25 protein-coding genes are annotated in these 25,402 nt (G+C 55.6%); 17 read left to right on the forward strand and 8 right to left on the reverse strand.

Going from position 1 to position 25,402, the window contains the following annotated elements; genetic code table 11:
• The first annotated feature begins 33 nt into the window (after positions 1–33).
• The 10 genes from FFI95_RS05000 to FFI95_RS15360 all read left to right on the forward strand — a co-directional run bounded on the left by FFI95_RS05000 (position 34) and on the right by FFI95_RS15360 (position 9,026).
• Positions 34–1,596: an ABC transporter substrate-binding protein gene (locus FFI95_RS05000; protein ID WP_144821270.1), complete on the forward strand. Its 1,563-nt coding sequence runs from the start codon at positions 34–36 to the stop codon at positions 1,594–1,596.
• Between the two features lie 71 nt (positions 1,597–1,667).
• The gene (locus FFI95_RS05005; RefSeq protein ID WP_144821271.1) at positions 1,668–2,717 is read left to right on the forward strand and encodes an ABC transporter permease; all 1,050 of its coding nucleotides are present in this window, start codon (positions 1,668–1,670) and stop codon (positions 2,715–2,717) included.
• The gene (locus FFI95_RS05010) at positions 2,714–3,646 is read left to right on the forward strand and encodes an ABC transporter permease (protein ID WP_144821272.1); all 933 of its coding nucleotides are present in this window, start codon (positions 2,714–2,716) and stop codon (positions 3,644–3,646) included. Before FFI95_RS05005 ends, FFI95_RS05010 begins: the two co-directional genes overlap by 4 nt.
• 2 nt (positions 3,647–3,648) lie before the next feature.
• Positions 3,649–4,656: an ABC transporter ATP-binding protein gene (locus FFI95_RS05015; protein ID WP_144821273.1), complete on the forward strand. Its 1,008-nt coding sequence runs from the start codon at positions 3,649–3,651 to the stop codon at positions 4,654–4,656.
• Entirely contained in the window at positions 4,653–5,663 is a 1,011-nt protein-coding gene (locus FFI95_RS05020) for an ABC transporter ATP-binding protein (RefSeq protein ID WP_144821274.1), read from the forward strand. Before FFI95_RS05015 ends, FFI95_RS05020 begins: the two co-directional genes overlap by 4 nt.
• Before the next feature lie 119 nt (positions 5,664–5,782).
• A complete protein-coding gene (locus FFI95_RS05025) occupies positions 5,783–6,697 on the forward strand; it encodes a LysR family transcriptional regulator (protein WP_144821275.1) in 915 nt (304 codons plus the stop codon).
• On the forward strand, positions 6,690–7,982 hold the full coding sequence (gene pepQ, locus FFI95_RS05030; protein ID WP_144821276.1) for a Xaa-Pro dipeptidase: 1,293 nt from the start codon (positions 6,690–6,692) through the stop codon (positions 7,980–7,982). The genes FFI95_RS05025 and pepQ overlap by 8 nt, the downstream gene beginning before the upstream one ends.
• A 96-nt stretch (positions 7,983–8,078) precedes the next feature.
• Positions 8,079–8,285, forward strand: a complete 207-nt coding sequence (locus tag FFI95_RS05035) for a bacterioferritin-associated ferredoxin (RefSeq protein ID WP_144821277.1) — start codon at positions 8,079–8,081, stop codon at positions 8,283–8,285.
• Positions 8,286–8,382: 97 nt separating this feature from the next.
• Positions 8,383–8,859 carry a bacterioferritin gene (gene bfr, locus FFI95_RS05040; protein ID WP_144821278.1) on the forward strand — a complete coding sequence of 159 codons (477 nt, stop codon included), beginning with the start codon at positions 8,383–8,385 and terminating at the stop codon, positions 8,857–8,859.
• Between the two features lie 8 nt (positions 8,860–8,867).
• On the forward strand, positions 8,868–9,026 hold the full coding sequence (locus FFI95_RS15360; protein ID WP_186311972.1) for a hypothetical protein: 159 nt from the start codon (positions 8,868–8,870) through the stop codon (positions 9,024–9,026).
• 165 nt (positions 9,027–9,191) lie between these two features.
• Here the strand turns inward: FFI95_RS15360 and FFI95_RS05045 are convergent, their stop codons facing one another.
• Together FFI95_RS05045 and FFI95_RS05050 are read right to left on the reverse strand one after the other, a co-directional pair.
• Positions 9,192–10,313, reverse strand: a complete 1,122-nt coding sequence (locus FFI95_RS05045; protein ID WP_425463052.1) for a phospholipase A — start codon at positions 10,311–10,313, stop codon at positions 9,192–9,194.
• Positions 10,314–10,325: 12 nt separating this feature from the next.
• Entirely contained in the window at positions 10,326–10,664 is a 339-nt protein-coding gene (locus tag FFI95_RS05050; protein WP_144821279.1) for a hypothetical protein, read from the reverse strand.
• Positions 10,665–10,862: 198 nt separating this feature from the next.
• Here FFI95_RS05050 and FFI95_RS05055 point away from each other — a divergent pair, with 198 nt between their 5' ends.
• Positions 10,863–11,291, forward strand: a complete 429-nt coding sequence (locus tag FFI95_RS05055) for a c-type cytochrome (RefSeq protein WP_144821280.1) — start codon at positions 10,863–10,865, stop codon at positions 11,289–11,291.
• Between the two features lie 50 nt (positions 11,292–11,341).
• Here the strand turns inward: FFI95_RS05055 and rep are convergent, their stop codons facing one another.
• Positions 11,342–13,360: a DNA helicase Rep gene (gene rep / locus FFI95_RS05060; protein WP_144821281.1), complete on the reverse strand. Its 2,019-nt coding sequence runs from the start codon at positions 13,358–13,360 to the stop codon at positions 11,342–11,344.
• Positions 13,361–13,557: 197 nt separating this feature from the next.
• On the opposite strand from rep, the gene FFI95_RS05065 reads away from it, so the two are divergent.
• Positions 13,558–15,891, forward strand: coding sequence for a Tex family protein (locus FFI95_RS05065; protein WP_144821282.1), 2,334 nt, complete (start codon positions 13,558–13,560; stop codon positions 15,889–15,891).
• Positions 15,892–15,960: 69 nt separating this feature from the next.
• Entirely contained in the window at positions 15,961–17,514 is a 1,554-nt protein-coding gene (gene gshA, locus FFI95_RS05070; RefSeq protein WP_144821283.1) for a glutamate--cysteine ligase, read from the forward strand.
• 79 nt (positions 17,515–17,593) lie between these two features.
• Here the strand turns inward: gshA and FFI95_RS05075 are convergent, their stop codons facing one another.
• A complete protein-coding gene (locus FFI95_RS05075) occupies positions 17,594–18,037 on the reverse strand; it encodes a flagellar basal body-associated FliL family protein (RefSeq protein ID WP_144821284.1) in 444 nt (147 codons plus the stop codon).
• A gap of 102 nt (positions 18,038–18,139) precedes the next feature.
• Between FFI95_RS05075 and FFI95_RS05080 the strand changes: the two genes are divergently transcribed.
• Positions 18,140–18,643 (forward strand): disulfide bond formation protein B, encoded by a 504-nt coding sequence (locus FFI95_RS05080; protein WP_144821285.1) that lies wholly within the window; start codon positions 18,140–18,142, stop codon positions 18,641–18,643.
• Between the two features lie 21 nt (positions 18,644–18,664).
• Here FFI95_RS05080 and bamJ read toward each other — a convergent pair whose 3' ends face one another.
• The 3 genes from bamJ to FFI95_RS05095 form a co-directional block, all read right to left on the reverse strand.
• Positions 18,665–19,396 (reverse strand): BamJ family beta-barrel-assembly machinery protein, encoded by a 732-nt coding sequence (bamJ, locus tag FFI95_RS05085; RefSeq protein ID WP_144821286.1) that lies wholly within the window; start codon positions 19,394–19,396, stop codon positions 18,665–18,667.
• A gap of 157 nt (positions 19,397–19,553) precedes the next feature.
• Entirely contained in the window at positions 19,554–19,937 is a 384-nt protein-coding gene (locus tag FFI95_RS05090; RefSeq protein ID WP_144821287.1) for a DUF4124 domain-containing protein, read from the reverse strand.
• Positions 19,934–20,494, reverse strand: a complete 561-nt coding sequence (locus FFI95_RS05095) for a DUF2390 domain-containing protein (RefSeq protein WP_246069396.1) — start codon at positions 20,492–20,494, stop codon at positions 19,934–19,936. The genes FFI95_RS05090 and FFI95_RS05095 overlap by 4 nt, the downstream gene beginning before the upstream one ends.
• A gap of 46 nt (positions 20,495–20,540) precedes the next feature.
• Here FFI95_RS05095 and FFI95_RS05100 point away from each other — a divergent pair, with 46 nt between their 5' ends.
• The gene (locus FFI95_RS05100; protein WP_144821288.1) at positions 20,541–22,520 is read left to right on the forward strand and encodes an ATP-binding cassette domain-containing protein; all 1,980 of its coding nucleotides are present in this window, start codon (positions 20,541–20,543) and stop codon (positions 22,518–22,520) included.
• A gap of 11 nt (positions 22,521–22,531) precedes the next feature.
• Here FFI95_RS05100 and ppx read toward each other — a convergent pair whose 3' ends face one another.
• Entirely contained in the window at positions 22,532–24,058 is a 1,527-nt protein-coding gene (gene ppx / locus FFI95_RS05105) for an exopolyphosphatase (protein ID WP_144821289.1), read from the reverse strand.
• Positions 24,059–24,319: 261 nt separating this feature from the next.
• On the opposite strand from ppx, the gene trxA reads away from it, so the two are divergent.
• Both trxA and mobA read left to right on the forward strand, forming a co-directional pair.
• The gene (gene trxA, locus FFI95_RS05110; protein ID WP_144821290.1) at positions 24,320–24,646 is read left to right on the forward strand and encodes a thioredoxin TrxA; all 327 of its coding nucleotides are present in this window, start codon (positions 24,320–24,322) and stop codon (positions 24,644–24,646) included.
• 88 nt (positions 24,647–24,734) lie between these two features.
• Positions 24,735–25,349, forward strand: a complete 615-nt coding sequence (gene mobA / locus FFI95_RS05115; protein WP_144821291.1) for a molybdenum cofactor guanylyltransferase MobA — start codon at positions 24,735–24,737, stop codon at positions 25,347–25,349.
• The last annotated feature ends 53 nt before the right edge of the window (positions 25,350–25,402 follow it).

Here is a 25,402-nt window from a genome sequence, read left to right on the forward strand (position 1 = left end):
TGAAACACGATAAACAGCGATGGAAATAACGCAATGAAGAAACTGCTCGCAGCTTTAGTCGGCACCCTGGCTCTGGCCTCGGCTCCTGTCGCTCTCTCCGCCGAGGCGACGAAAGAGCTGAAGATGGCCTACGATGCCGACCCGGTTACCCTGGACATTCATGAACAGCTTTCGGGCGGCATTCTGCAGTTGTCCCACATGTCGTTTGATCCTCTGGTGCGCTGGACCAAAGACCTTGAGTTCGAACCCCGGCTGGCCAAAAGCTGGGAGCGTGTTGACGAAAACACCATGCGCTTCAAGCTTCGTGAAGGCGTGAAGTTTCACTCCGGCAACGAACTGACGTCAGACGACGTGAAGTTTACCTATGAGCGCCTTAAGAAGAGTCAGGACTTCAAGGCCATATTCAAGCCCTTCAGTGGCTTCAACATTATTGACGACTACACGTTTGAGCTGGTCACCAGCAAACCCTTCCCTTTGCTGCTGAACACCGCAACCTACCTGTTCCCCCTCGACAGCGAGTTCTACTCCGGTGAAACCGAGGCGGGAAAAAAGAAAGACGCCATCCTCAAACATGGTAATTCCTTTGCCTCGGATAACCTGTCCGGCACAGGGCCGTTTAAAGTGGTCTCCCGCCAGCAGGGCGTACGGATGGAGTTTGAGCGCTTTGCAGATTACTGGGACGAAGAGTCGCCGGGCAACGTAAAGAATGTGGTGCTGACTCCGATCAAGGAAAACAATACCCGCATTTCCGCCCTGCTGTCAGGGGGTGTGGATTTTGTGGCGCCAGTGCCGCCAACCGATCTGGATCGCATTCGGCGTGACCGCAATTCAGAGCTGGTTACCATAAGTGGTACGCGAATTATTCTGTTCCATCTGAATCAGAATCGTGTCGAAGCATTTAAAGACCCCCGGGTGCGTCAGGCGGTTGCGTATGCCATTAATCAGGAGGGCATTGCGGCCAAAATCATGAAGGGTTTTGCGACCCCGGCGGCGCAGCTGTCACCGGCGGGTTACCAGGGTCACAATGAGTCGCTGGAGCCTCGCCACGATGTGAAGAAGGCCCAGGAACTGATGAAAGAAGCCGGTTACGAAGATGGCTTCACAATAACCATGATGGCGCCGAACAACCGTTACGTGAACGATGACAAAATCGCCCAGGCAGCGGCCGCCATGCTTGCGCGCATCAATATCAAGGTTGACCTTAAAACCCTGCCCAAAGCCCAGTACTGGCCTGCGTTTGATGACCGCGCCGGCGACATGATGCTGATCGGCTGGCACTCGGACACTGAAGACTCCGCCAACTTCTATGAGTTTCTTACCTTCTGTACCGAGGCCGACAGTGGTGCCGGCCAGTACAATGCCGGCAACTACTGCAATCCGGAGCTTGATGTGCTGGTTGCAAAGGCCAGTGTTGAAACGGATCTCGACAAGCGTGCGGCCATGCTGCAGGAAGTGGAGCAGCGCCTGTACGACGATGCTGCCTTTGTTCCGCTGCACTGGCAGGACCTGGCCTGGGCCAGCAAGAAGAACGTGAAGATTGAGCCGGTTCTGAACGTTATGAACTTCCCGTACCTTGGTGATCTGGTCATCGAGTAACAGGCCCCCTCTCCAACCTCTCTCCCGCCAGGGGGAGAGGCATTTAAATACACATCAATGGTAAATCCTGCATGTTAGCGTTTTTGGTTCAACGGATATCCCAGGCAGTTGTGGTTATGTTCGTGATCAGTGTGATCGCGTTTGCCATTCAGGACGGCCTTGGAGACCCGCTTCAGGAAATGGTGGGCATGTCCGTGTCCCAGGAGGAGCGGGAGGTCCTTCGGGATGAGCTGGGTCTGAATGATCCAGTGTTGGTGCAGTACCTGCGCTTTGCGGGTAATGCTCTTCAGGGAGATCTGGGCGACTCCTATTTTTACAGTAAGCCGACACTGGAGGTGATTGCTGAGCATCTGCCGGCAACTCTGGAACTGGTTATCGGCGCCAGCCTGATGATCATGTTGTTGTCGGTGCCCATTGGTGTGTATGCCGCCATCCGGCCCCAGGCCTGGCTGTCAAAATTCTTTATGGGCGTGAGCACGGTTGGGATCTCCATTCCGGTATTCCTTACCGCGATTGTGCTGATACAGATCTTTTCCATAGGCGTGACCGTTGCGTGGTTTCCCGCGGACACCGGTTGGGGACAGTGGCTGAATGGTGCGCTGAGTACAGAAGGCGGTTTGCCATCTTACGGCCGTGGTGACGACCTCACCCATCTGTTTGGCACCTGGTATTCCGGGTTTTTCACCAGGGAAGGACTGATGCATCTGGTGCTCCCTTGTGTGTCCCTGGCGTCCATTATGTTGCCGTTGTTCATTCGCCTGGTCCGGGCAGAAATGATGGAAGTCCTGCAGAGTGATTACATTCGCTACGCCCGTGCCAAGGGCCTGAGTGCAGGCCGGGTAAACTTCCTGCATGCCCTCAAGAACACAATGCTTCCGGTGATTACCGTAGGCGGTGTGCAGATTGGCATTATGGTGGCGTACACCATCCTTACCGAAACCGTTTTCCAGTGGCCGGGTGTGGGGTTGATGTTTCTGGAGGCGATTACCCGTAGTGATATACCCCTGATCGTAGCCTACCTGATGGTGGTGGGGCTGATTTTTGTGATTACCAACACTCTGGTGGATCTGGTTTACGGCCTGGTCAACCCCACAGTCAAACTCACAGGTAAGAAAGCATGACAACAGCGACTCTTTCACGCTGGGATCGCTTTCGCGACTCCTTTCTCTGGTACAGCTTCAAACGCGACAAGGTTGCGATTGTCAGCTTTTTTGTACTGCTTCTTATGGTGCTGGCGGCTGTTTTTGCGCCCTTACTGGCTCCCACGGACCCGTACGATCTGGCCATGATAAATATCATGAACTCAGAGCTGCCGCCAGTGGGAATGGACGGGGCTGATCCTGCGTTCCCTCTGGGAACAGATGCCCAGGGCCGTGACATGCTCTCTACTATTCTCTACGGCACCCGGGTCTCACTGCTGATCGGCTTTGGTGCAGTGGTTTTGCAGGCAACTCTGGGCATTCTGTTTGGTTTGCTGGCGGGGTATCTGGGTGGCCGTGTTGACTCCATTCTGATGCGCATTGCCGATGTACAGCTGTCCTTCTCGACCCTCATGGTGGCTATTATTGTGGGGGCGGTGTTCAAAGCCAGCTTTGGCAACCTTATGTTTGGTGAAATCGCCATTTATATGCTCATTTTCATTATTGGTGTCGCCGAATGGCCGCAGATAGCCCGGACTGTGCGCGCCTCCGTGCTGGCGGAAAAAAAGAAAGAGTATGTGGATGCGGCCAAGGTAATGGGCTTTCGCACCAACCGCATTATGTTCCGTCACATTCTGCCCAATACATTGTCACCGATCTTTGTAATTGCCACGGTGCAGATTGCCAACGCGATCATTTCCGAGGCAGCTTTGTCGTTTCTGGGTCTGGGGATGCCGGAAACCCAGCCATCTCTGGGCTCTCTGATCAAGTCCGGCTTTGACTATATTCAAAGCGGCTCCTGGTGGATCACCCTGATTCCCGGGCTCGTGCTAGTGGTGCTCGTACTGGTTATCAATCTTCTGGGTGACTGGTTGCGGGATGTCATGAACCCACGGCTGTACAAGGGCTAGAGATGAAAAAGACACCTTTACTGGAAGTCAAAGATCTGGATGTACGGTTTGCCGTGCGTGGTGGTGACCTCACAGCTCTGCGTGGTATCAGCTTCAGTCTGGATAAAGGCGAACGGCTGGGGTTGGTGGGTGAGTCGGGTGCCGGCAAATCCGTGGCAGCTTTTTCCATACTGAATCTGGTTGCACGTCCGGGGTACATCGCCGGTGGGCAGATTCTGTTTGAGGGCCGCGATCTGGCGGCGATGAGCGAGCGGGAGTTGCGCAAGATTCGTGGTAACCGCATCGCCATGATTTTCCAGGATCCGATGATGACTCTGAACCCGGTATTGAGTATCGGCACCCAGATGGTTGAAGCCATCAAGGCGCATCGACGCATTAGTACCAAAGCCGCCCGGGATATTGCTCTGGACCGGCTGCGAAAAGTGCAGATTCCCTCACCGGAAAAACGCCTGGACCAGTACCCCCATGAACTGTCGGGGGGCATGCGTCAGCGGGTGATTATTGCTGTGGCCCTGCTTCTGGATCCGGAAATTATTATTGCGGATGAACCTACCACTGCCCTGGATGTAACCATACAGGCGGAAATCATGGCGTTATTGCTGGAGCTGTGTGAGCAGGACAATGTTGCTCTGATGCTGATCACCCACGATCTTGGCGTTGTCTCTCAGGTTACCCAGCGAATGTTAGTGATGTACTCCGGCCGCATTATCGAGCAGGGGCCTACCCGTGAAATCATCAATGACGCACAGCATCCGTATACACAGGGCCTGATTAACGCCTTGCCGCAAATGGGTGAGCCTGGCGCGCGGTTGTTTCAGATTCCCGGTTCCATGCCATCCCTGAAAAATGTCCCGACTGGCTGTCCGTTCCATCCCCGTTGCCGGTTCGCCACTGATCAGTGCCGGCAGACCATGCCCGAGTATGTACGCTCTGGTAACGTCGATGTGGCGTGTTATGAAGTCAGCAACCTGATCGAGCAGGAGAAACACATGCAGGAGGCCGGCTCATGACCTCGCCTTTAATAGACATTCGCGGGCTGGAGAAACAGTTTGATCTGTCGGGCAGCTTTCTGGAGCAGGTCAGTTTCAAGGGTGGCCGGTTTCAGCGTAAGCAGGAAGCCGTTCATGCCATCAACGGTGTCGACCTGCAGGTACACAAAGGCGAAGCCCTGTGTGTAGTCGGCGAATCTGGCTGTGGTAAGTCAACCGTTGCCCGTACTGTTATGGGGTTATTGTCGCCCACGGCCGGCGAGGTGCATTACGACGGCCAGCGCATCGACAATCTCAAAGGCCGGGAAGTGCTTCCTTACCGGCGTAAAATGCAGATGATCTTCCAGAATCCCTACGCGTCCCTGAACCCACGTATGACGATTCAGCAGACTCTGGAGGAGCCTATCCGCTTTCACCGCCCGGACCTGGCACGCAAAGAGGTGCGTGACAAGGTTCAGGAAGTCATGCAGTCCGTGGGAATCGACCCCGATTGGGGCAGCCGCTTCGGCCACGAGTTTTCGGGGGGGCAGCGCCAGCGCATTGCGATTGCCCGTGCGCTGGCGGTCGACCCGGAATTCATTGTCGCAGATGAGCCTATTTCGGCGCTGGATGTGTCGATTCAGGCGCAGGTACTGAACCTGCTGATGGACGCCCAGGACACACGCAATCTGACCTATTTGTTCATTACCCACGATCTGGCCGTGGTTGAGCATTTTGGTACTCGCGTGGCCGTTATGTATCTGGGGCGGGTGTGTGAGCTTGCAGATACCAAAACTCTGTTTGCTGAGCCACGGCATCCGTACACCCAGGCCTTGCTTTCCGCGATTCCGAGGCTGGAAGATGACAGGCCCAATTACATAAAGCTGCAGGGCGAAGTACCAACGCCGGTTAATCTGCCTTCCGGATGCGTGTTCCACGGCCGCTGTCCCTATGCCAACGAACGTTGCCGTCAGGAAGTCCCCCGGCTGATCGCAACGGATAGCGGTACCCGGGTGGCATGCCACGCTGTAGAGGAGGGGCGGTTGTAACTGCCAGTATTGCAGACAGGTTTTATGAGAGCGGGCACCATAGGCTATGATGCCACGGTCAACAGTAATTTCAGTGTTGTCATCCGCCACCTTTAAACCTGTCACTTGCTGGGGAGCCCATGGAAATACGCTGGCTGGAAGATTTTATGGTACTGGCCCGCGCCCGCCATTTTTCCCGTGCAGCGGAGCTTCAGCACGTCAGCCAGCCCACGTTCAGCCGGCGGATCAAGCTGCTTGAAGAGTCCATGGGAGCCACTCTGATCAACCGGCAAACCCTGCCGTTGTCACTGACGCCGGCAGGTGAGCAGTTCCTCGAGCTGTGCCAGCGTATCACCCGGGATGTACGGGATGTGAAGAGCCAGATTGCCGAGATGGAGGCCAGGGTGTCTGCCCGGATCAGCGTCGGCTCTACCCAGGGTCTGTTCTCCCATTTTTATCAGCGCTGGGCCAGAGAGGCTGGTATCGCCGACCGGTTACAACTGAACCTGAAAGCGACGAGCTGGGTCGGTGAGCAATTTCTGGATGCGCTGGAAAGCGGCGAGTGCGACCTGGTTCTGTGTTACTGGCATAAGGATCTGGCCTGGGGCGACCGGCTCAGCCGGGGCGGCTATGAGTCAATCACGATTGCTCAGGAGCGGCTGGTGCCCGTGAGTGTTGCAACCGGAAACGGGCAGCCCCGGTTCCCGCTGCCAGGCAGCGCAGACCAGGCGGTGCCGCTGATTGCTTATCACTCGAGAGGCTTTTTGCAGCCTGCTATCGAAGCGCACCTGATGCGCATCAATGAAAACGCCAGGCTTATGCCGCTGAATGAGAACATACAGTCGGCAAGCATAAAGGCGCTGGTAAAACAGGGCTACGGAATGGGCTGGTTGCCGGGCAGGATGACAGAAAAAAGTGAACAGTTTGGCAGCCTTATCCGGGCCGGGGACACACGCTGGGATGTGCCTGTGGAGATTCGCCTGATCCGTTCGCAGCATGCGCGCTCGGACGACCTTTTAACTCTCTGGAAACAATTGGAAGCTCAATATGCCTGACACAGATTTACTGGCTCTTCAGGTTGATCACGTGGGAATCCTTCAGCAACGTTATGAGCAGGCCCTGAGCGATCACAATTTCGACAGCCTTCTTATCAGCTCCGGGGCCGCTCCCGTACGCTACGCTGATGATCAGTCCTGGCACTTTCAGGGGTATGGCCCTTTTTTGCACTGGACGGGGCTGGCGGGTTTCGAACATGCCTGGCTGCTGATCCGTAAAGGACGCAAGCCGCTGCTCACACTGCACCAGCCGGTGGATTTCTGGCACGCGAACCTTGAGCTGGAGCCCGAGCCCTGGCTGGACGCGCTGGAGCTCCGCTACAGTGAAAGTACGGCAGCGCCTGAGCTTGATGACTGCAACCGGTTAGCCGTTATAGGCGACCCGGCACTTCTGGATACTCTGCCCGGCGAGCACAACCCCGCAGAACTTTGCGCCGCGCTGGATGAAACGCGAGTGCATAAAACCGCCTATGAAATAGCCTGTCTGGCCCACGCCAATGAACAGGCGTTAGCCGGGCACCGCGCAGCCCGGGAAGCGTTTCTGGCGGGGGCCAGCGAATTTGATATCAACCTTGCCTATCAGCGCGCTACCCGACAGCGCGAAGCCGATGCCCCTTACCCGAGTATTATCGGGCTAAACGAACACGCCGGTACCTTGCATTACCAATACCATGACACCGCCGCACCCGCGCACCCACGCAGCTTGCTGATTGATGCCGGAGTACGTTACCGGGGCTATTGCTCCGATATCACCCGCACCACCGCCGGCACCGGAGAAGGGCGCTTTGCCTCCCTGGTGCTGGGGCTCGAAAAACTCCAGAGGCGACTCTGCGATATGGTCGCACCGGGGGTCGAGTATGTTGAGATCCATCGCAAAACCCATCTTGGAATTGCCACACTGCTGAGCGCCAGTGGGCTGGTCAGTGACCTGAGTGCAGAGGACATGGTCTCTGCAGGCATTACGCGGGTCTTTTTCCCCCACGGTATCGGCCACTTTCTGGGTGTACAGGTGCATGATGTGGCGGGAAAGCCGGTTCCGCCGCCTGCTGATGCGCCTTTCCTGAGACTGATGCGAACCCTGGAGCCCGGCATGGTGGTGACGATTGAGCCTGGCCTGTACTTTATTCCTTCATTACTGGAGCCGCTGCTGGCGGGCCCGCTTGGTCAGCATATCGACCGATCGTTGCTGGGTGAGTTGCAGGGCTGCGGCGGGATACGTATAGAAGACAACGTTGTGGTTACCCGCAACGGCAACCGTAATCTGACCCGGGAAGCGGAAATTTAAGCGCGTTACTGCATAAAATTAATGCAGTGGGGTTGCAATCTTTGATGTTGATGATAATAATTATCAGTAACGTTATCATCGACAGCGAGATTGCTTATGTACGTATGTCTTTGCCATGGAGTCACTGACCGGGACATCCGCGAAGCTGCAGAAAACGGCACGTCTTCCATGCGCCAGCTCGGGAAAGAACTGGGCGTAGGTACACAGTGCGGGCGCTGTGCTTCCATGGCGCGTGGCATCCTGCGCGAAACCCGTACGCCGGATTACCTGGCATTGGCCAATATGCTGGCCACCCCTGCCTGACGTACCGGGCATTTATTTCTTTTCGGCAATTTTTTAATGTGCCCTAAACGCGCTATCCTGATGGGTGACAAAAAATTTTAACCTGAGGAGAGCCGCAATGAAGGGCGATAAGAAAGTCATCCAGTTCCTGAACAAGGTTCTTGCCAACGAGCTGACGGCCATCAACCAGTATTTTCTGCATTCACGCATGTACAAGGACTGGGGCATCACCAAGCTTGCCGCCAAGGAATATGAAGAATCCATTGATGAGATGAAGCACGCGGATCAGCTGATTGAGCGGATCCTGTTCCTTGAAGGCCTGCCCAACCTGCAGGACCTGAACAAGCTACTGATAGGCGAGCATGTTCAGGAAATGATTGAATGCGACCTCAAACTCGAGCATACCGCCCATAAAGACCTGAAAGATGCCATTGCCTATTGTGAGGAAGTTCAGGACTTCACCAGTCGCCAGGTGTTCCGCAGCATACTGGACAGTGAAGAAGAGCACATCGACTGGCTGGAAACCCAGCTGGAAATGATCAGCCAGATGGGCATCCAGAACTACATTCAGCTGCAGTCCTCTGCGGCGGAGTAATCACCGACATGGACGTGTCCTGTTTTAAAGCGTACGACTTGCGCATGTCCAACACCGAGCCCGTCGTTTGCCTGAACGTGGAATCCCGTGGAGATATATCGTTGATGGAAGCAAAAACGGAAGAACTGCTCACAGAAATGAAGAGGCTAAACAGCTCGAAAGACTGACCTGTATCAGGTTATGTCAAAGGTCGGACTGGCGTTGCGGTACCCAAAACTAAAACTGTGCGGAGCCAGGGATGGCGGAGCCCAAGCGTCACACGGATGTGCCGCAAGGAGCGTGTTTTAGTTTTGGGTACCGCAACGCCAACTCACAACCAAGCCTGATAGAGATTAAAGCCAGTCGTTCAGCATAATCCCCAACCCAAACCGCTCAATCCGGTGATTGTAGTCAATCAGACTCTCCCCATACCCGTTGTAATACTGAAAGAAACCCTTGATGGTATCCCCCAGGGGAAAGCTGTAACCAAACTCCAGTGACGTCCGGTTATCCGAGCGCAGGTTATTCATCAGCCGCAGAGACAGCGTGCGGTCTTCTGCAAGCTTATACACGAAATTGTAGTTAGCATGCCCCAGATAGGCCTCAATATCCTCATTGTCGTTGTCACTGCCCTCCGGAATCCGGTACCAGGGCTCCGCCACAAACAGCCAGCGCCCATGGGTAAAGGTGGCGCTTGCCATAATCCGGTTCCAGCTCCGTGAGCGAGGCTCCGACTGCCCGTTGGACTGGTGATTAATGCCAAGCTTCAGGCCACTGAGTGTGACCGGCCCCAGGTCCCAGTTAGTCAGGTGACGCAAAAATACTTCCGGCTCGTAGTTAGTCTCCCGAAAAGGCGCAGACTCATCCTGGTTGTAAACCTGCCAGAAGGAGCGCTGGGTATAACCAAACCAGAGCGTTGTGCGCTCATCCAGCCAGCCTGTCAGCAACGGCACCTTGAAACTGATCTGATACTTGGCTTCTTCTTTTTCCAGTCCGTAGTCATAATCTGTAGTACCCAGCCGGGGGCTGGAAGGGGTGGCGTTCGGGTCATTCGCCCGGGTAAACGGCAGGATGTACGTAGGGCGATGGCTGATAAAACTACCAGAAAACGAAAACAGCGCCTTTTCGGCGGTTGCATACCGTTTCACAGTGGTTTTCATCACATCCTTATCCGAACTCTCATCTTCGGACGCATCCGCTGTGGGTTCCGGTTCAGGAGCCAGAGCCTCCGCCGCACCTTCTGCGGCTTTCACCTCATCTCCGGATGCATTGTCCTGAGCCGTTTTCGGGTTGTTGAAAGCATCATAACAGGCAAGGCGCTGCACACCGTCAGCAATCAGTGCACAGTCTTCCAGAGACTCGAGCTGCTGGTGTTCCGTGGATATTGCTTCCTGTGCAATGGCCATTGTCGGCCACAACAGTGAAACCAGTGCAACGCGGGGAAAGAAAAAACCTGCGTAAGTACGTTTTTCCATCTCTGGATCTCTTTATCCTGTGGTGAGGCTGAGCCAAGTACTGGTAATGCCATAAACCCATACACTGACCAGTGTAATGGCCAGTAACGAAAAGGTTATTTTGTGTCGGAGACTGTTGGTCGCGCTGGCAGCAACGACCCACCGCAGGTACATGAGGCCAATAAAGCTCAGGAACACCAGCAGGCTTGCAAACGCAGGTATCAGTAACCACGCCGGATTGATACTATTGCCTGTATCCGCCCGGCTCGAGAACCAGCCCATTGAAACCAGCAGCACGGCCAGAGCGCTGAACTCCGTAATCAGGAGAACTTTGCGCAGTGGGTGCGGTGAGGGTTTTTCGGGGTTATTCATGAATAGAATCCTGCACGTTCTGGAGTGAGCAACGCTATGATAACCGGAAGGTTTACGAGAGTCTTCATACTTACGAAATAGCAATAAAATGGTGGAAATCAATTTATGATTTTGTTGTCCGGTTTTTTTGCCGGGGATCTGTCGCTATAATGCGGCGATTAATGATTATAACGCTCATATGCGAGGTGCATTGTGAATATGAAGAGAGTCCTGGCTGTTGTATTGCTCGGCTTTGGTATTGGTGCCAGTGCCGTTATGGCAAACGTTAACGATGAAATCCGGGCACGTATCCAGCCGGTTGGCGAAGTGTGCGTGCAGGGTGAAGACTGCGGTGATGCTGCCGCCGCGGCATCCGAAACAGCCAGCTCCGATAGCGGTTCCAGCGCCAGGTCCGGCAGTGAGGTTTACGATGCTGTGTGCACGGCCTGCCATACCACAGGTGCTGCTGGCGCACCGGTAATCGGCAACGCCGATGACTGGGCTCCTCGCGTTGACCAGGGCATGGAAACCCTGATGGACCATGCCATCAATGGCTTTAATGCCATGCCGGCAAAAGGTGGGTGTGCCACTTGCCCGGATGAAGAGATTGAGGCTGCTGTTGAGCATATAGTGGCCGAGAGCAAGTAACGTCCGAAAGAGCACACCACACAGACCCCGCCCTATGCGGGGTCTGCTGTTTACAGGCCCAGGTCACCCAGCAGGGCGCTAAGGGTTGCCTTGCCTTTTTTGTGGTTGGCTTCGGCGTCCAGGTCTCCGGTGCCCTCCCAGCGAAGGTCATCTTCCGGCAGTTCATCCAGGAACCGGCTGGGAATGGTTTCAATTTTTTCCCCATACTGTCTGCGCTGGGCAGCGTAGGTCAGGGTGAGGGTTTCTTTGGCGCGGGTAATGCCCACGTACATCAGGCGCCGTTCCTCTTCGATATTGCCTTCTTCAATGCTGGACCTGTGCGGCAGGATTTCTTCTTCAAGCCCCAGTATGAACACATGGGGAAACTCAAGCCCCTTGGAAGCATGAAGCGTCAGCAGTTGCACCTTATCGCTGTCGTCTTCCTCTTCGCGCTGCTCCATCATATCGCGCAGGATCAGCTTGGTAATGGCATCTTCAATGCCCAGCTCGTCTGCAGTACCCTTGCCATCGTCCAGCATCCGCTGGATTGATTCCACCAGGTACCAGATATTTTGCATGCGCCGTTCCGCCTGCTTGGGTGTGCCCGAGTTCTGGTGCAGCCATTCATCGTATTCAATATCGGTAAATAATTGCTTGATAACCGGAATCGGGTCCTCACTGTGCACTCGCTCGCAGGTATTATCGACCCAGTGGGCAAAGCGCCGCAGTCGGCCAAGCCCCTTCTCGGTAACATGGGTTTCGGCGCCCATATCACTCAGCGCCCGGAACAGGCTGACATTACGGGCACGGGCGTAATGGCTGAGCTGCTCAAGCGTGCGTGGGCCGATTTCCCGTCGTGGCACATTAACGACCCGCATAAAAGCGGCATCGTCATCAGGGTTGATCAGCAGGCGCAGATAAGACATGGCGTCCTTGATTTCGTTTTTCGAGAAAAAGGACTGGCCGCCGGAAATATGATAAGGAATCTGATAACCCTGTAGCTTCATCTCCAGCAGACGCGCCTGGTGGTTACCCCGGTACAGCACAGCAAAGTCCCGGAAGGCCAGGCCTTTCTTCAGCTTCAGGTCGAGAATTTCGGTAGCGACCCGTTCCGTTTCCGCGTCTTCGTTGCGGCACCGCACAATGCGGATTTCATCGCCAATGGTATGGTCGCTCCAGAGTGCCTTTTCAAAGACGTGGGGGTTATTGGCGATCACAGTATTGGCACTGCGCAGAATGCGTGATGTCGACCGGTAGTTCTGTTCCAGCTTTACAATTTTCAGGCTGGGAAAGTCTTCTTTCAGCTGTGCCAGATTTTCCGGGCGAGCGCCCCGCCAGGCGTATATCGACTGATCATCATCGCCGACAACGGTAAATGCCGCGCGCTCGGCCACCAGCATGCGTACCAGCTCGTACTGGCAGATGTTGGTGTCCTGGTATTCATCCACCAGCATGTAGCGGATTTTCCGCCGCCATTTAGTCAGGACCTCCGGGTTGGACCGGAATAACAGCACCGGCAGCAGAATCAGGTCGTCAAAATCGACAGCGTTATAGGCCTTCAGGTATTCACTGTAGTGCTTGTAGATAATCGCAATACGCTGTTCCCGCTCATCTGCGGCTTTGCTGTAGGCCTCAGCCGGCCCGCGCATGGCGTTTTTCCATGATGAAATGGTCATCTGGACATCATTGAGCTCATCGCCGGCATCGGCGCTGGCTCCCTGAAGCATCAGATCTCGTATCAGGGCCTTGGCATCCTCGGCATCAAAAATCGAAAAACCGGGGTGATAACCCAGATGGGCGTGCTCCTCGCGGATCATGTTCAGTCCGAGGTTGTGGAAAGTCGAGACAATCAGCCCGCGGGTCAGCTTACGGTCAACAATTTTGCCAACCCGCTCTTTCATTTCACGGGCGGCCTTGTTGGTGAAGGTAACGGCTGCAATGTGGCGCCCCGGAATGCCCTGATGTTCAATCAGATAGGCAATTTTTCGGGTAATTACGCTGGTTTTACCACTGCCAGCACCGGCCAGTACAAGCAGAGGCCCACCGGTATAGCGCACAGCTTCATTTTGACGCGGATTAAGTTTATTCACGGATACACTGCCAGAATGGATTGAAACGAGACGGTCCCGGTAAGCCCATAGTCTACACCAGCCGGGCTGCGAACAGTCTGCCAGTGTGCCACCTTTTTGGTCGCACAGCCTGCCCGCCACACAACAGGCCTCTTGCCTGCAACTCCCTGCCGCTGTACCTTTGCAGCTTTATCCGTAACGCATCAGACAGAGGTTGCATGAACAGTATCTTCAGACGCATTGCCGATGAGCTCGGTATTCGTGAGCAACAGGTTAATGCCACCGTCGCCCTGCTGGACGAAGGCTCCACCGTTCCCTTTATTGCTCGTTACCGTAAAGAAGTAACCGGCTCTCTGGACGACAGCCAGTTGCGTACTCTGGAAGAGCGTCTGCGGTATCTGCGGGAACTTGAGGATCGTCGTACCACTATTCTCAACACAATTGCGGAGCAGGGCAAGCTGACCGATGAACTGCAGCAAAGCATTCAGCAGGCCGATACCAAGAACCGTCTGGAAGATCTGTACCTGCCTTACAAGCCCAAGCGTCGTACCAAGGGCCAGATTGCCCGGGAGGCTGGCCTTGAGCCACTGGCTGATGCGTTGTTTGAGGATCCAGATCTGGTACCGGAGGCCACCGCCGAAGGCTACGTTAACGCGGAGGCGGGCATTGCCGATACCAAAGCCGCTCTGGATGGTGCCCGTTATATCCTGATGGAACGTTTTGCCGAGGATGCAGAATTGCTGGGTGAGCTGCGGGACTTTATCTGGCAGCAGGGCCAGTTAAAAGTCACGGTGATTGAAGGGAAGGAGAACGAAGGTGCCAAGTTCCGGGATTACTTTGATCACACAGAGCCGCTGAAAAAAGTCCCGTCGCATCGTGCGCTGGCCATACTGCGCGGCCGCAATGAGGGCATTCTGTCCTATGCGCTGGTTGTGGGCGATGCTGACAGCGATCGTCGCCAGCCGCATCCGGCAGAGCAGCGTATTGCTGCCCGCTTCAACATACGTGATAACGGTCGCGCCGCTGACAAATGGCTGTCAGAAGTGGTGCGCTGGACCTGGCGGGTAAAACTGTCCACACAGATTGAAACCGATCTGATGGCCCAGGTACGGGAAGCCGCGGAAGCCGAAGCTATCAACGTGTTTGCAGCCAACCTGAAAGACCTGCTGTTACTGGCGCCCGCCGGTCCCCGGCCGACGCTCGGGCTCGATCCCGGGCTGCGCACCGGCGTTAAAGTGGCTGTTATTGACGGGACCGGTCAGGTAGCCGGGCATGGTGCCATTTACCCTCACGCCCCCAGGAATCAGTGGGACAGCTCCATTGAACAACTGGCTGCCTGGTGTCGAGAGCATCGTATTGAGCTGGTAGCTATAGGCAATGGCACCGCCTCCAGAGAAACAGAAAAACTGGTTGCCGACCTCTGCAAACGTTATCCCGAGCTTAAACTGGCGCGGATTGTGGTCAGTGAGTCGGGGGCTTCCATTTATTCCGCTTCAGAGTATGCCTCCAGGGAGTTGCCCGATCTGGATGTAACGATTCGGGGGGCTGTTTCCATTGCCCGCCGCCTGCAGGATCCGCTGGCGGAACTGGTGAAAATTGAGCCTAAATCCATAGGGGTTGGCCAGTACCAGCACGATGTTTCACAGGTGCAGCTGTCTCGCAGCCTGGATGCGGTCGTGGAAGACTGTGTGAACGGTGTTGGTGTTGATCTGAATACCGCATCTGCACCGCTTTTATCGAGGGTGTCGGGTCTGAATCAGACCATTGCCCGGAATATCATCGAGTACCGTAACCAGAATGGCATGTTCAGCAGTCGTAAGCAGCTGCTGAGCGTAGCCCGGTTAGGTAAGCGGACGTTTGAGCAATCGGCCGGGTTTTTGCGGATAGCCAGTGGTGAGAATGCGCTGGACCGCTCATCGGTGCATCCGGAGGCTTATGGTATAGTGGAGGCCATTGCGGTAAAGAATAACCGCCGGGTCGATGATATTATTGGCGATGCGGCGTTTTTGCGTGGCCTCAACCCAAAAGACTATGTAACCGATCAGTTTGGTGTACCAACCATCCGGGATATCCTCTCTGAGCTTGAAAAGCCAGGCCGGGACCCGCGGCCGGAATTCCGTTTTGCGAGCTTTGAAGAAGGCATTGAAACGCTCAATGACCTTGAGCCGGGTATGGTTCTGGAAGGGTCGGTGACCAACGTGACGAACTTTGGTGCCTTTGTTGATATTGGCGTGCATCAGGACGGACTGGTGCACATATCTGCGCTTTCCAATACGTTCGTCAAGGATCCCCGGGAAGTGGTCAAGGCGGGCGATATCGTCAAGGTTAAAGTCATGAGTGTGGACGTTCCCCGTAAGCGGATTGCGCTGTCCATGCGTATGGACGATCAGCCGGGTGAGAAGGCCGGCTCCACGCGGCCAGGCTCAGGCCAGGCGGGGAGTAAGGCTAAAGCCGGTCCAACGCCTAGGGCCCGGAAAAAAGAGACAGGCCAGGGAGCCATGGCCGGTGCCCTGGCTCAGGCTCTGGCGTCGGCACAAAAGGGTAAACGTTAAACCGTTTCAACTATATCCACCAGCCGGCACAGGCCGATAAGGCAAAGCCGGTTGCAGCAGGAGTCAATCATGGCCGAGTCCCGGCATTCTGTATTTCGCCAGTTCGCTGCCAGCGACTGGGGCGGGTTTCTGAAAGGTGTAGAGAAGGAAGGGTTGCGCGTTGATAGCAACGGGTTTATTGCCCATACGCCCCATCCGGAAGCATTGGGTTCTGCGCTGACACACCCAACCATAACCACGGATTATTCCGAGGCCTTGCTGGAGCTGATTACACCTGTGTGTAGCAGTACCTCGGAAATGCTTGAATCCCTGCGCAATACCCACAAGTTTGTTCAAAAGCACCTGGGTGACGAGGTTTTCTGGCCAGCCAGCATGCCCTGTGAGCTGAACGGAGATGCCAGTATTCCAATCGCCGAATATGGAACCTCCAACTCCGGGCGAATGAAGTATGTCTACCGGCAGGGGCTGGCGGTGCGCTACGGACGCATGATGCAAAGTATTGCGGGCACCCATTACAACCTGTCTTTACCGGACAGCTTCTGGGAGAAGTGGCAAGCCGTGCTTGGCGATAAGCAAAGCCTGCAAGACTTTAAATCAGATCAGTATTTCTGGCTGGTGCGTAACTTCCGGCGCCGGAGCTGGATGCTGATGTACCTGTTCGGTACGTCGCCGGCTCTGGACGCCAGTTTTGTTGAGGGTGTGCGTCACGACCTCAGCCGATTGGATGAGCGCACCTGGTTCGGAGAGCACGCCACCTCCCTGCGCATGGGCGATCTTGGTTACCATAATAACGCCCAGTCCTCGCTGAACATCTGTTTCAATAAGCTCAGCACCTACACCCAGACTCTGGACAGGGCCATTAACACCAACTGGCCCGCCTATGAAGCCCTGGGGACCCAGCGCGATGGTGAGTTTATCCAGATTAACACCAACGTACTGCAGATTGAGAATGAGTATTACAGCGCCGTTCGCCCCAAACGCACCGCTCAAAGCGGCGAGAAGCCGATCCACGCGCTTGAGTCCCGGGGTGTGGAATACGTGGAAGTGCGCTGCCTGGACCTGGATCCGTTTTCGCCGGTAGGTGTCAGTGAGGCCCAGGTGGATTTTCTTGACCTGTTTCTGCTCGACTGTCTGCTATCCGATGCACCGCACATAGACGATGACGAGTGTGAAAGGCTCGACGATAATTTCAAAGACACGGTTGCCAAAGGGCGCAATCCGGAGTTGGAAATCTGGCAGGCCGGTAAGCGCACCGTCATTGGTGATGCAGCAACGGCATTGCTCGATCAGCTGGAGCCTTTGGCGGATTTGCTGGACAGCTGGACGGGAAGTGATGCCTACCGGCAGGCGCTTTCAGCCCAACAGGCGGTTCTGAGCGGCGACCGTCTGGTACCCTCGGCGCGGGTACTGGAGTCTATGCAGGCTTCCGGCCTTGGCCACCGTGACTGGACCATGAAAATGGCCATCAGGCACCAGAACACACTTCGCGAGGAAGGCATGGACGCCAGTGTTGAGGCCGCATTGGTCGCTGCCAGCAAGGAGTCCCTGGCAGAGCAAAAACGCATCGAAGCCGCGGACACGCTCCCGTTCAGTGAGTTTCTTGAGCAGTATCTGCGCTCCTGACGGAGCATGCATAGCCGGGTCTGCGGTATAGGTACCGGTACAGTGTGCTCAGGCTGGAACGACTCCAGCCTGAGCGTTTTTATTTTTGCACAACAAACTCTGTAAACAGCACCCCAGTAACAGCCTCGCCAGTCTGCTGCTCATCCAGTACGTTGTTTAATCGCGACTTTGCTTCTTCCCGCAAAGCCTGCTGGCCCTCCATGGTGGTCAAGGCGTCAGTATCTGTCTGCTCACCGAACAACATGACAAGCTCATGGCGCAGCCTTGGCATATGAGTCTGCACAGCTTCACGAGTTGTGTTTTGAGAAGCTCTCAGGCTGACCGCTGCTTTAAGGTAGGCGAGCTTTCCGTCCGGTTTGCCGACGTGGGTTACAAAGGGCGGCTCCATGGCAATGTAATCCGTGATACCCGAAGGAGGCTCAGCGTTAGCTTCAGCGTCAGAAGGCTGCTCTGCCCAGGTAACAGGGAGCCATGAAAGCAGCAGCAAGAAGCTAAGGGAAATAATGCTTGATTGTAACGACATAAGGTTGCAGTAAGTCATACTTTAGGGTTTAGTGGCAAAATTGCCGGCTAGCCCGAGAATAGCAGTCCAGGAAGCGTATTTGTTAAAAATTGAGGAAACCCTGTGAACGGAAGAGCACTCTTTGCACTTGTTTTTGTTGTCTGCGCCGGCCTGCTGGGTGTCGCCTTCTATATGGAGTACGTGGTAGGACTGGAACCATGTCCCTTGTGCTGGCTACAAAGGTTCGGGTTTATGGGGGCGGGCCTTGTCAGCCTGGTAGCAGCCCTGCACGGGCCCGGGCAGACCGGAATGCGAGTGTACGGGTTACTGCTGGCACTCACCTCTGGGGCAGGGCTGGGGATGGCCGGGCGACAGCTGTGGCTGCAAAGCCTGCCGGCTGATCAGGTGCCCGCATGCGGCCCGTCTGTTGATTATATGCTGGAGGTGTTTCCGCTGAGCGAAGTGCTGATGACGGCTCTCAAAGGCACCGGGGACTGTGCTGCTGTCGTCTGGCGCTTCCTGGGTCTGAGTATTCCGGGCTGGAGTGCCGTTTTCTTTGCGCTTCTCATTGTGCTCGGGGTACTGACGCTTTTCGGACTGGGTAGTAATAAAAAGCCCCAGCCATAGGCTGGCAGGGGCTTTGCGGGGTTATTCGGCGGCGGCGTCGTCGCCGGCACCCGGGTTGATAGCGAGTAGTTCCACATCAAAAATCAGGGTTTCGTTGGGACCGATTGCGCGGTTGCCTCCCGGGCCATAGGCAAGATCCGACGGGATATACAGCTTGTAGCGGGCACCCTCACTCATCAGCTGAAGCCCTTCAGTCCACCCGGGGATAACCTGGTTCAGGCCGAACGTTACCGGCTCTCCGCGTTCGCGGGAGCTATCGAAAACTTCGCCAGACAACAGTTCGCCGGTGTAATGCACTTCTACTGTGTCCGTGGCAGCTGGCTGTTCACCTGAGCCTTCCTGCAGAACTTCGTACTGCAGGCCAGACTCTGTCGTCTGCACCCCATCGCGCTCGGCGTTCTCGGACAGAAAGGCTTCGCCGGCTTCCTGGTTCTTTTGTGCCAGTTCTTCCATTTCTTTGCCCTGCTTCTGCTGGAGCGTCTTCTGGTACTCCATCAGGGCCTGCTGGATTTCTTCGCGACTCATGCGCGTGGTGTCCTCGTCACCTGCATGGCCATGCTGGATACCTTGCAGAAACTGGTCCATTTGCAAGTCCGGGAGATCGTTACCCATCCGCTCACCCAGCACCAGGCCCATGCCGTAGCTGACTTTCTGGTCAGTGGAGTCCAGTGCCGGATCCGTCGGTGTCTCGGGTGGGGTAGAGCAGCCAGCAACCAGACCGGTTACCGCCAATGCAAGCAGCGTTTTTTTCATATCATCATCCTTAGGGTTAGTACCAAGTGAGTCTCAACCCACGCATTGTATTTATCTGAGGAGGAAAAGGTAACGGGTTCCGGGATCAGATGCCACTGAACATCTGTTAAGGCGCTGATAACAACGTGATGTGCGTGCCACAACTGTAGATAAGGTCTCAGCTTCCATTACGCCCGGTGCCCGGGCTCAGCGAAAAGGGCGCACTGTAAGGGGATTGCCAGTCAGTGTCCGACCCCGGATTAGCTGTAGCCGGCAAGTTACTGTCGGTCCGCTCTATGGCCAGGGCGTTCCAGGGACCTTGTTCTGGCGGTTGGTCGGCATAATGCCAGTTGCCATCCGTATCCTGCCATTTGAAAACAATATCCGGGCCATCTGTGGGAACCGGGGAAGGTACAAGTCCCTCAAACGCAGGAATCTCGGCTTCTGTGTCCTCTGCAACCGGTTCAGAGGTTGGCTCCGGTTCATTGAGGCCAAAAAATATCAACAATAAAAGCAGGCCGAGTGCCGGGAATGAGATCCGAATGAGCCATTTCATAATCATGGCGACGCGTCTCTTTGCTTGAAGTCGCTAAGAATGGCGCCCAGTTGGTCAAGAAAGGGCTGGGCATGTGCAGTGGTACCCTGTTCAGGGGCGGCTGCGGCAAGATTGGTATGAATCAGCTCATCCTCTGTATGTATAGTGTGCTTTTCCGGGTTCTGGTCCGGTATTGTTTGCCAGGCCAGCGCCAGCTCGATTTTCTCGGCTTCTAATTCCAGCTCTGCCAGAGTTAAACGCAGAGCGCTGTACGGAGCTTGTGCCTTGGGCAATGACTGGCGGGCGGCCCGCAGGCAGCCGGTTACACGGCCGCGCCACTCTGTTACCTTAGTGCTCTCGGATCCAGTATAAACTCTGTTATTGAGTGCAAGCCAGCCCGCGCACAAAATCCGTGTTACGCTCCAGCCTTCATTTTGCAGAGCCAGAGACGCTTCCTGCACAGACGGAAGCCGCCAGAACTCCAGCGCAAACCGCCAGAGCGGGTTGTCAGCTTCCAGATCACCCGGTAACTCCATAGCAGAGGTGACGGGTAACGTCGGGCTGGCTTGCAGGTTACCTGGCATGAGTATGAAACGGTCCCTGAAAATTTTAAACTGATTATATTAAAACATGTTAACGATAACAGATCTCAGTCTACAACGGGGCGGCGACTGGTTACTAGACGCCGTCAATCTGACCGTGCAGCCTGGTCAGCGAATGGCCATCGTCGGCGCCAACGGTGCAGGTAAGTCGAGCCTGTTCCAGCTGCTTCTTGGGCAGCTGTCGCCAGAGCAGGGCAGTGTGTCACTTCCCGGAGGCTGTCGCATTGCCCATATGGCCCAGGAGGTCAGGGCGACAGAGCAAAGTGCACGGGATTTTGTCCTTGATGGTGACACCGACCTGCGCCGGCTTGAACAGGAGCTTGTGCAGGCAGAAGCCCGGGGCGACGATAATGCGGTAGCGCACATACACGGCGAGCTGGATGTGCATGAAGCCTGGTCGGCAGCAAGGCGTGCAGAGTCACTGCTGCGGGGTCTCGGGTTTCAGGACGGGGACGCAGACCGGCCTGTGTCTGCATTTTCCGGTGGCTGGCGTATCCGGCTGAACCTGGCGCAGGCGCTGATGCGGCCGTCAGATCTGCTGTTACTTGATGAGCCGACCAACCACCTGGACCTTGATGCCTGTCTGTGGCTTGAAAACTGGTTGCGACGTTATGAAGGTACGCTGCTTTTTATCTCCCACGACCGGGATTTTATGGACCGGGTGGCCACGCATGTGGTGCATTTTGATCGGTGCAAACTGGACCTGTATACGGGCAATTACTCTGCCTTTGAAGTTCAGCGCAGCGAGCGCCTCGCTCAGCAGCAGGCCGGCTTCGAACGACAGCAGGCACGAATAGCGGAAATACAGCGGTTCATTGACCGCTTCAAAGCCAAGGCAACCAAGGCCCGTCAGGCTCAGAGCCGGGTGAAGTCCCTGGAGCGAATGGAAAAGATTGCGCCGGCCCATATAGATTCGCCCTTCAGTTTCGAGTTTCCAGTGGCTGACAAAGTATCTAACCCATTGCTGTCTATTCGCCATGGTCAGGCCGGGCATGGCGAGCAGGTTATTCTCAACAATATTAATCTGACTCTGTTGCCGGGCAGTCGTATCGGTCTGCTGGGGCCAAACGGCGCAGGCAAGTCCACGCTGATGGATGCCTTGCTGGGAGACGGGGAGTCGGGCGCCGCAAGCACGCTGATATCAGGTGAACGTGTGTGTGGTGAGCATCTGGCCATAGGCTACTTTGCGCAACACCAGCTGGAGTCCCTGGATCTGGATGCCAGTCCGTTTCTGCACCTGCAGCGGTTATCTCCTACCGCATCCGAGCAAAGTATTCGTAATTTTCTGGGTGGTTTCGATTTCCGCGGTGATGATGCCCTGGGCCGGATACGCTCGTTTTCCGGTGGCGAGAAAGCCCGTGTCGCCCTGGCCGTTATTGCCTGGCAAAGGCCCAACCTGTTACTTCTGGATGAGCCAACCAACCACCTTGACCTGGAAATGCGTCAGGCTCTGACCATGGCGCTGCAGAATTTTGAAGGGGCGATTGTGGTGGTGTCCCACGACCGGCATTTGTTGCGAAATACGGTCGATGAGTTCTGGCTGGTGAATGATGGCAGTGTGACTGAATATCAGGGTGATCTTGAAGACTATGAACGCTGGCTGGCGGATCGCCGTAAAGATGAAACCGAAGCGCCCAGGCGCCAGACGGCGGATGCCCGGACAACCCCTGATTCTGCATCAAAGTCGCCGGCAGATACCAGCGTCGGAGAAAGCGCCGACGACCGGAAGGCCCGCAAGCGGGCTGAGGCTGCGCTCCGGAAAAAACTGAGCCCATACCGCAAGCGCCAGGCCCTGCTGGAGAAACAAATGGAGTCCCTGAATGAGACCCTGAGTAGCCTGGAATCTGAACTCTCGGTCCCCGAACTGTACGAAGACGGACAAAAGGATCGCCTGAAAGAGCTACTGAGCAAACAGTCTTCTGCTAACGCCGAACTTGAAGACGTTGAGACCGAGTGGCTTGAAGTCAGTGAAGCGGTAGAAGTGATGGAAGAGGAGCTGACGGGGTAGAGCGAATCCCGTCAGCCTCCGGCCAGTTCCAGCACAAAATTCTGTTTGGCGAGATAGTCCTGCTCGTTCATCAGGTCGGCAAGCGTGAGTGGGCGCTTGTCAAACCAGCCTTCCGGAAACGTCACCAGCAGATTATTCTCTCCCGCCTGCAGAGTGAAATCCGGAGGTGGCTCCAGGTTGCGGGAGTGCTGGATCAGCACGGCCAGGCGGAGCAGAATGCATAGATACCTAAGACGCTTTGAATCGCCCGGGTAGATGCCTTCAAAAATAGAGGCACTGAATTTGCGCCTGTGTCCCCGTACCAGTATGGCCAGCTCGCGCTGCGCCTGCTGCGTGAAACCCGGCAAGTCGGAATAGCGCAGCAGGTAAGCTCCGTGTTTATGGTATTGGCTGTGGGAGATGGTAAGACCTATTTCATGGAGCCGGCTGGCCCAGCGCAAAGCTTCTTCGTTGCCCGGAGTATCCAGCCCCCAGACGGGGGCAACCTGTTGCCACGCTGCCACAGCTGTGGCCTCAACGGCCGCTCCCTGTTTCTTGTCTGTATGGTACCTTTCCTGTAGTGCCGAGATGCTGCGCTCCCGGACATCTTCGTGCTGGATACGTCCGGCAATGCCATACAATAACCCTTCCCTGAGCGCACCGTCGGTAAAGGACATTTCCTGAATTTTCAGCAACCGGAATGCCCCCATCAGAATGGCAAACCCGGCCGGGAAAATAGTCCGGCGCTCGGGCCGCAGTCCGAGCTCGCCCAGCTTCTCAACATTGCCCATAGCCACCAGCCGGCGACGCAGCTCATCCATGCTGCTGCGGGTAATGGTACCGTCTGTGATCTGCAAAGTGGCCAGCACATTGCTGATGGCCTTGATTGAGCCGGAAGCGCCGACAGAACTTTGCCAGCCCAGTGAACGGAAACGCTTACGGATGCTCAGCAGCTCCTGCTCGGCATGGGTGATCGCTTTATCCAGCTGTTTGCGGGTAATCCGGCCATCGGCAAAATAGCGGTTACGGAAAGACACACACCCCATGTGCAGACTCTCCAGCTCCAGGGGCTCAAAGCGTTCGCCAATGATCAGCTCGGTACTGCCACCACCAATATCGATCACCAGCCGTTGACCGGAATCATCAGAAAGCGTGTGAGAAACCCCCAGATAGATAACCCGGGCTTCTTCACGACCGGCAATAATTTCCACCGGGTAGCCCAGAACCTCCGCAGCTCTTGCCATGAATTCATTGGCGTTGCGCGCCATCCTGAGGGCATTGGTGCCTACAATCTGGACGCCTTCGGCCGGGGTTCCGTTGAGTCGCTGGGCAAACCGTCGCAGGCAATCCAGGCCCCTTTGCTGAGCCTCCTCAGTCAGACAGTTGTCTGAGTCCAGGCCGTCTCCAAGCTGTACTTTTTCGCCCATACGCTCCATGGTACGTATTTCCCCGTGCACCAGCTGGGCTACAACCATGTGGAAACTGTTCGAGCCCATATCTATGGCGGCTAACGTACTCGGGGCAGCGGCCTGATTCTGGGGAGATAAAGTGGCGGTCACAGTGTCTGGAATCCTGTCGTCAAAACGTGAGGCTACTATAAGCCAAAACCCGGGGGTATGTCAGTCGGCTCCGGGAAGCTACACTCACGGAACGCGATCCGAATTGATCCGGGTCAGAAGAAGCGTGTTTCAAGCTGGTGGATCTACTGCTTCACATACGTAGGATTAATCGCGTAAAGTAGCAGTATCAATCAACAGCACGTTCAGGCAGGTACCGGTTTTGCCGAAGGCCTGTTGTGGTGCATGAATCAGGAAAATGAAATGAGCGCAAATATCGTAAAAGTAACCGATGCATCCTTCGAGCAGGATGTACTGCAGTCTGACATCCCCGTACTGGTTGATTACTGGGCAGAATGGTGCGGGCCGTGCAAGATGATTGCGCCTGTGCTCGAAGAAATTGCCGACGAATACGAAGGCAAACTGAAAATCTGCAAGCTCAACATCGACGAAAACGAACAGACACCGCCCAAATTCAACATTCGTGGTATCCCGACACTGATGCTGTTCAAAAACGGCAACGTGGACGCGACCAAAGTGGGCGCACTGTCCAAGTCCCAGCTCGCGGCATTTCTGGACAGCAACCTCTGATTGCATCCTGATTGCCTGAAAAAGAACCGCCCCTGAGCCTTGCTCCCGGGCGGTTTTTTTGTAATCAGACCTCGCCCTGAGACACACAATGGACGACATTTCCCATAAGGCAGTGGCCACAGAAACCTGCAGACATGTCTGTGCACTGTTACTGGCCGGCGGCGCCGGAACCCGCATGCATGGCCAGGACAAAGGCCTCATGCACTGGCGCAACCGTCCCATGGCACACTGGGTAGCCGAAGCCCTGAGCGTCGTGGCCACCCCATTACTGATCAGTGCCAACCGATCCCTGGAAGACTACCGCCGCCTGGGCGATGTGCTCCAGGACGCCCCCGAATTCAAAGGCCAGGGCCCTCTTGCCGGATTACTCCCGGGCATGACCGAAGCCAGAAAACGCGGCTACGACGCCTTACTCGTATGTCCCTGCGACACCCCCGGCATACAACCAGACGTCTTCCAGCGCCTGCTGAACGCCTGGCACGAACAGCCTGAACGCCCCGTCATCGCCCAATGCGAGGGAAAATCCCACCCGCTGCACGGTATATACCCGGTATCACTGATTAACCTGCTGGAAACCCAGCTACGAGACGATAACCGAAGAGTCATGGTGTTCGCCGAAAGCGCAGGCGCGAGAATCCTGGACTGCCCGGAGGCTGAAGAAGCCTTCAAAAACAGAAACCGACCAGAAGATCTGATGAGTTAAAATACTAACTAGCTACAAAAAATTGGCACAAACCAGGGCTTAGGCGGGGGATT

Source organism: Marinobacter piscis, assembly GCF_007671655.1.
GTDB lineage: Bacteria > Pseudomonadota > Gammaproteobacteria > Pseudomonadales > Oleiphilaceae > Marinobacter > Marinobacter piscensis.

What these genes read in the sequence shown, in the direction of transcription:
- FFI95_RS05000 (WP_144821270.1), top strand. Translation starts at nt 34, where the DNA reads ATGAAGAAACTGCTCGCAGCTTTAGTCGGCACCCTGGCTCTGGCCTCG.
- FFI95_RS05005 (WP_144821271.1), top strand. Translation starts at nt 1,668, where the DNA reads ATGTTAGCGTTTTTGGTTCAACGGATATCCCAGGCAGTTGTGGTTATG.
- FFI95_RS05010 (WP_144821272.1), top strand. Translation starts at nt 2,714, where the DNA reads ATGACAACAGCGACTCTTTCACGCTGGGATCGCTTTCGCGACTCCTTT.
- FFI95_RS05015 (WP_144821273.1), top strand. Translation starts at nt 3,649, where the DNA reads ATGAAAAAGACACCTTTACTGGAAGTCAAAGATCTGGATGTACGGTTT.
- FFI95_RS05020 (WP_144821274.1), top strand. Translation starts at nt 4,653, where the DNA reads ATGACCTCGCCTTTAATAGACATTCGCGGGCTGGAGAAACAGTTTGAT.
- FFI95_RS05025 (WP_144821275.1), top strand. Translation starts at nt 5,783, where the DNA reads ATGGAAATACGCTGGCTGGAAGATTTTATGGTACTGGCCCGCGCCCGC.
- pepQ (WP_144821276.1), top strand. Translation starts at nt 6,690, where the DNA reads ATGCCTGACACAGATTTACTGGCTCTTCAGGTTGATCACGTGGGAATC.
- FFI95_RS05035 (WP_144821277.1), top strand. Translation starts at nt 8,079, where the DNA reads ATGTACGTATGTCTTTGCCATGGAGTCACTGACCGGGACATCCGCGAA.
- bfr (WP_144821278.1), top strand. Translation starts at nt 8,383, where the DNA reads ATGAAGGGCGATAAGAAAGTCATCCAGTTCCTGAACAAGGTTCTTGCC.
- FFI95_RS15360 (WP_186311972.1), top strand. Translation starts at nt 8,868, where the DNA reads ATGGACGTGTCCTGTTTTAAAGCGTACGACTTGCGCATGTCCAACACC.
- FFI95_RS05045 (WP_425463052.1), bottom strand. Translation starts at nt 10,313, where the DNA reads ATGGAAAAACGTACTTACGCAGGTTTTTTCTTTCCCCGCGTTGCACTG.
- FFI95_RS05050 (WP_144821279.1), bottom strand. Translation starts at nt 10,664, where the DNA reads ATGAATAACCCCGAAAAACCCTCACCGCACCCACTGCGCAAAGTTCTC.
- FFI95_RS05055 (WP_144821280.1), top strand. Translation starts at nt 10,863, where the DNA reads ATGAAGAGAGTCCTGGCTGTTGTATTGCTCGGCTTTGGTATTGGTGCC.
- FFI95_RS05065 (WP_144821282.1), top strand. Translation starts at nt 13,558, where the DNA reads ATGAACAGTATCTTCAGACGCATTGCCGATGAGCTCGGTATTCGTGAG.
- gshA (WP_144821283.1), top strand. Translation starts at nt 15,961, where the DNA reads ATGGCCGAGTCCCGGCATTCTGTATTTCGCCAGTTCGCTGCCAGCGAC.
- FFI95_RS05075 (WP_144821284.1), bottom strand. Translation starts at nt 18,037, where the DNA reads ATGTCGTTACAATCAAGCATTATTTCCCTTAGCTTCTTGCTGCTGCTT.
- bamJ (WP_144821286.1), bottom strand. Translation starts at nt 19,396, where the DNA reads ATGAAAAAAACGCTGCTTGCATTGGCGGTAACCGGTCTGGTTGCTGGC.
- FFI95_RS05090 (WP_144821287.1), bottom strand. Translation starts at nt 19,937, where the DNA reads ATGATTATGAAATGGCTCATTCGGATCTCATTCCCGGCACTCGGCCTG.
- FFI95_RS05095 (WP_246069396.1), bottom strand. Translation starts at nt 20,494, where the DNA reads ATGCCAGGTAACCTGCAAGCCAGCCCGACGTTACCCGTCACCTCTGCT.
- FFI95_RS05100 (WP_144821288.1), top strand. Translation starts at nt 20,541, where the DNA reads ATGTTAACGATAACAGATCTCAGTCTACAACGGGGCGGCGACTGGTTA.
- trxA (WP_144821290.1), top strand. Translation starts at nt 24,320, where the DNA reads ATGAGCGCAAATATCGTAAAAGTAACCGATGCATCCTTCGAGCAGGAT.
- mobA (WP_144821291.1), top strand. Translation starts at nt 24,735, where the DNA reads ATGGACGACATTTCCCATAAGGCAGTGGCCACAGAAACCTGCAGACAT.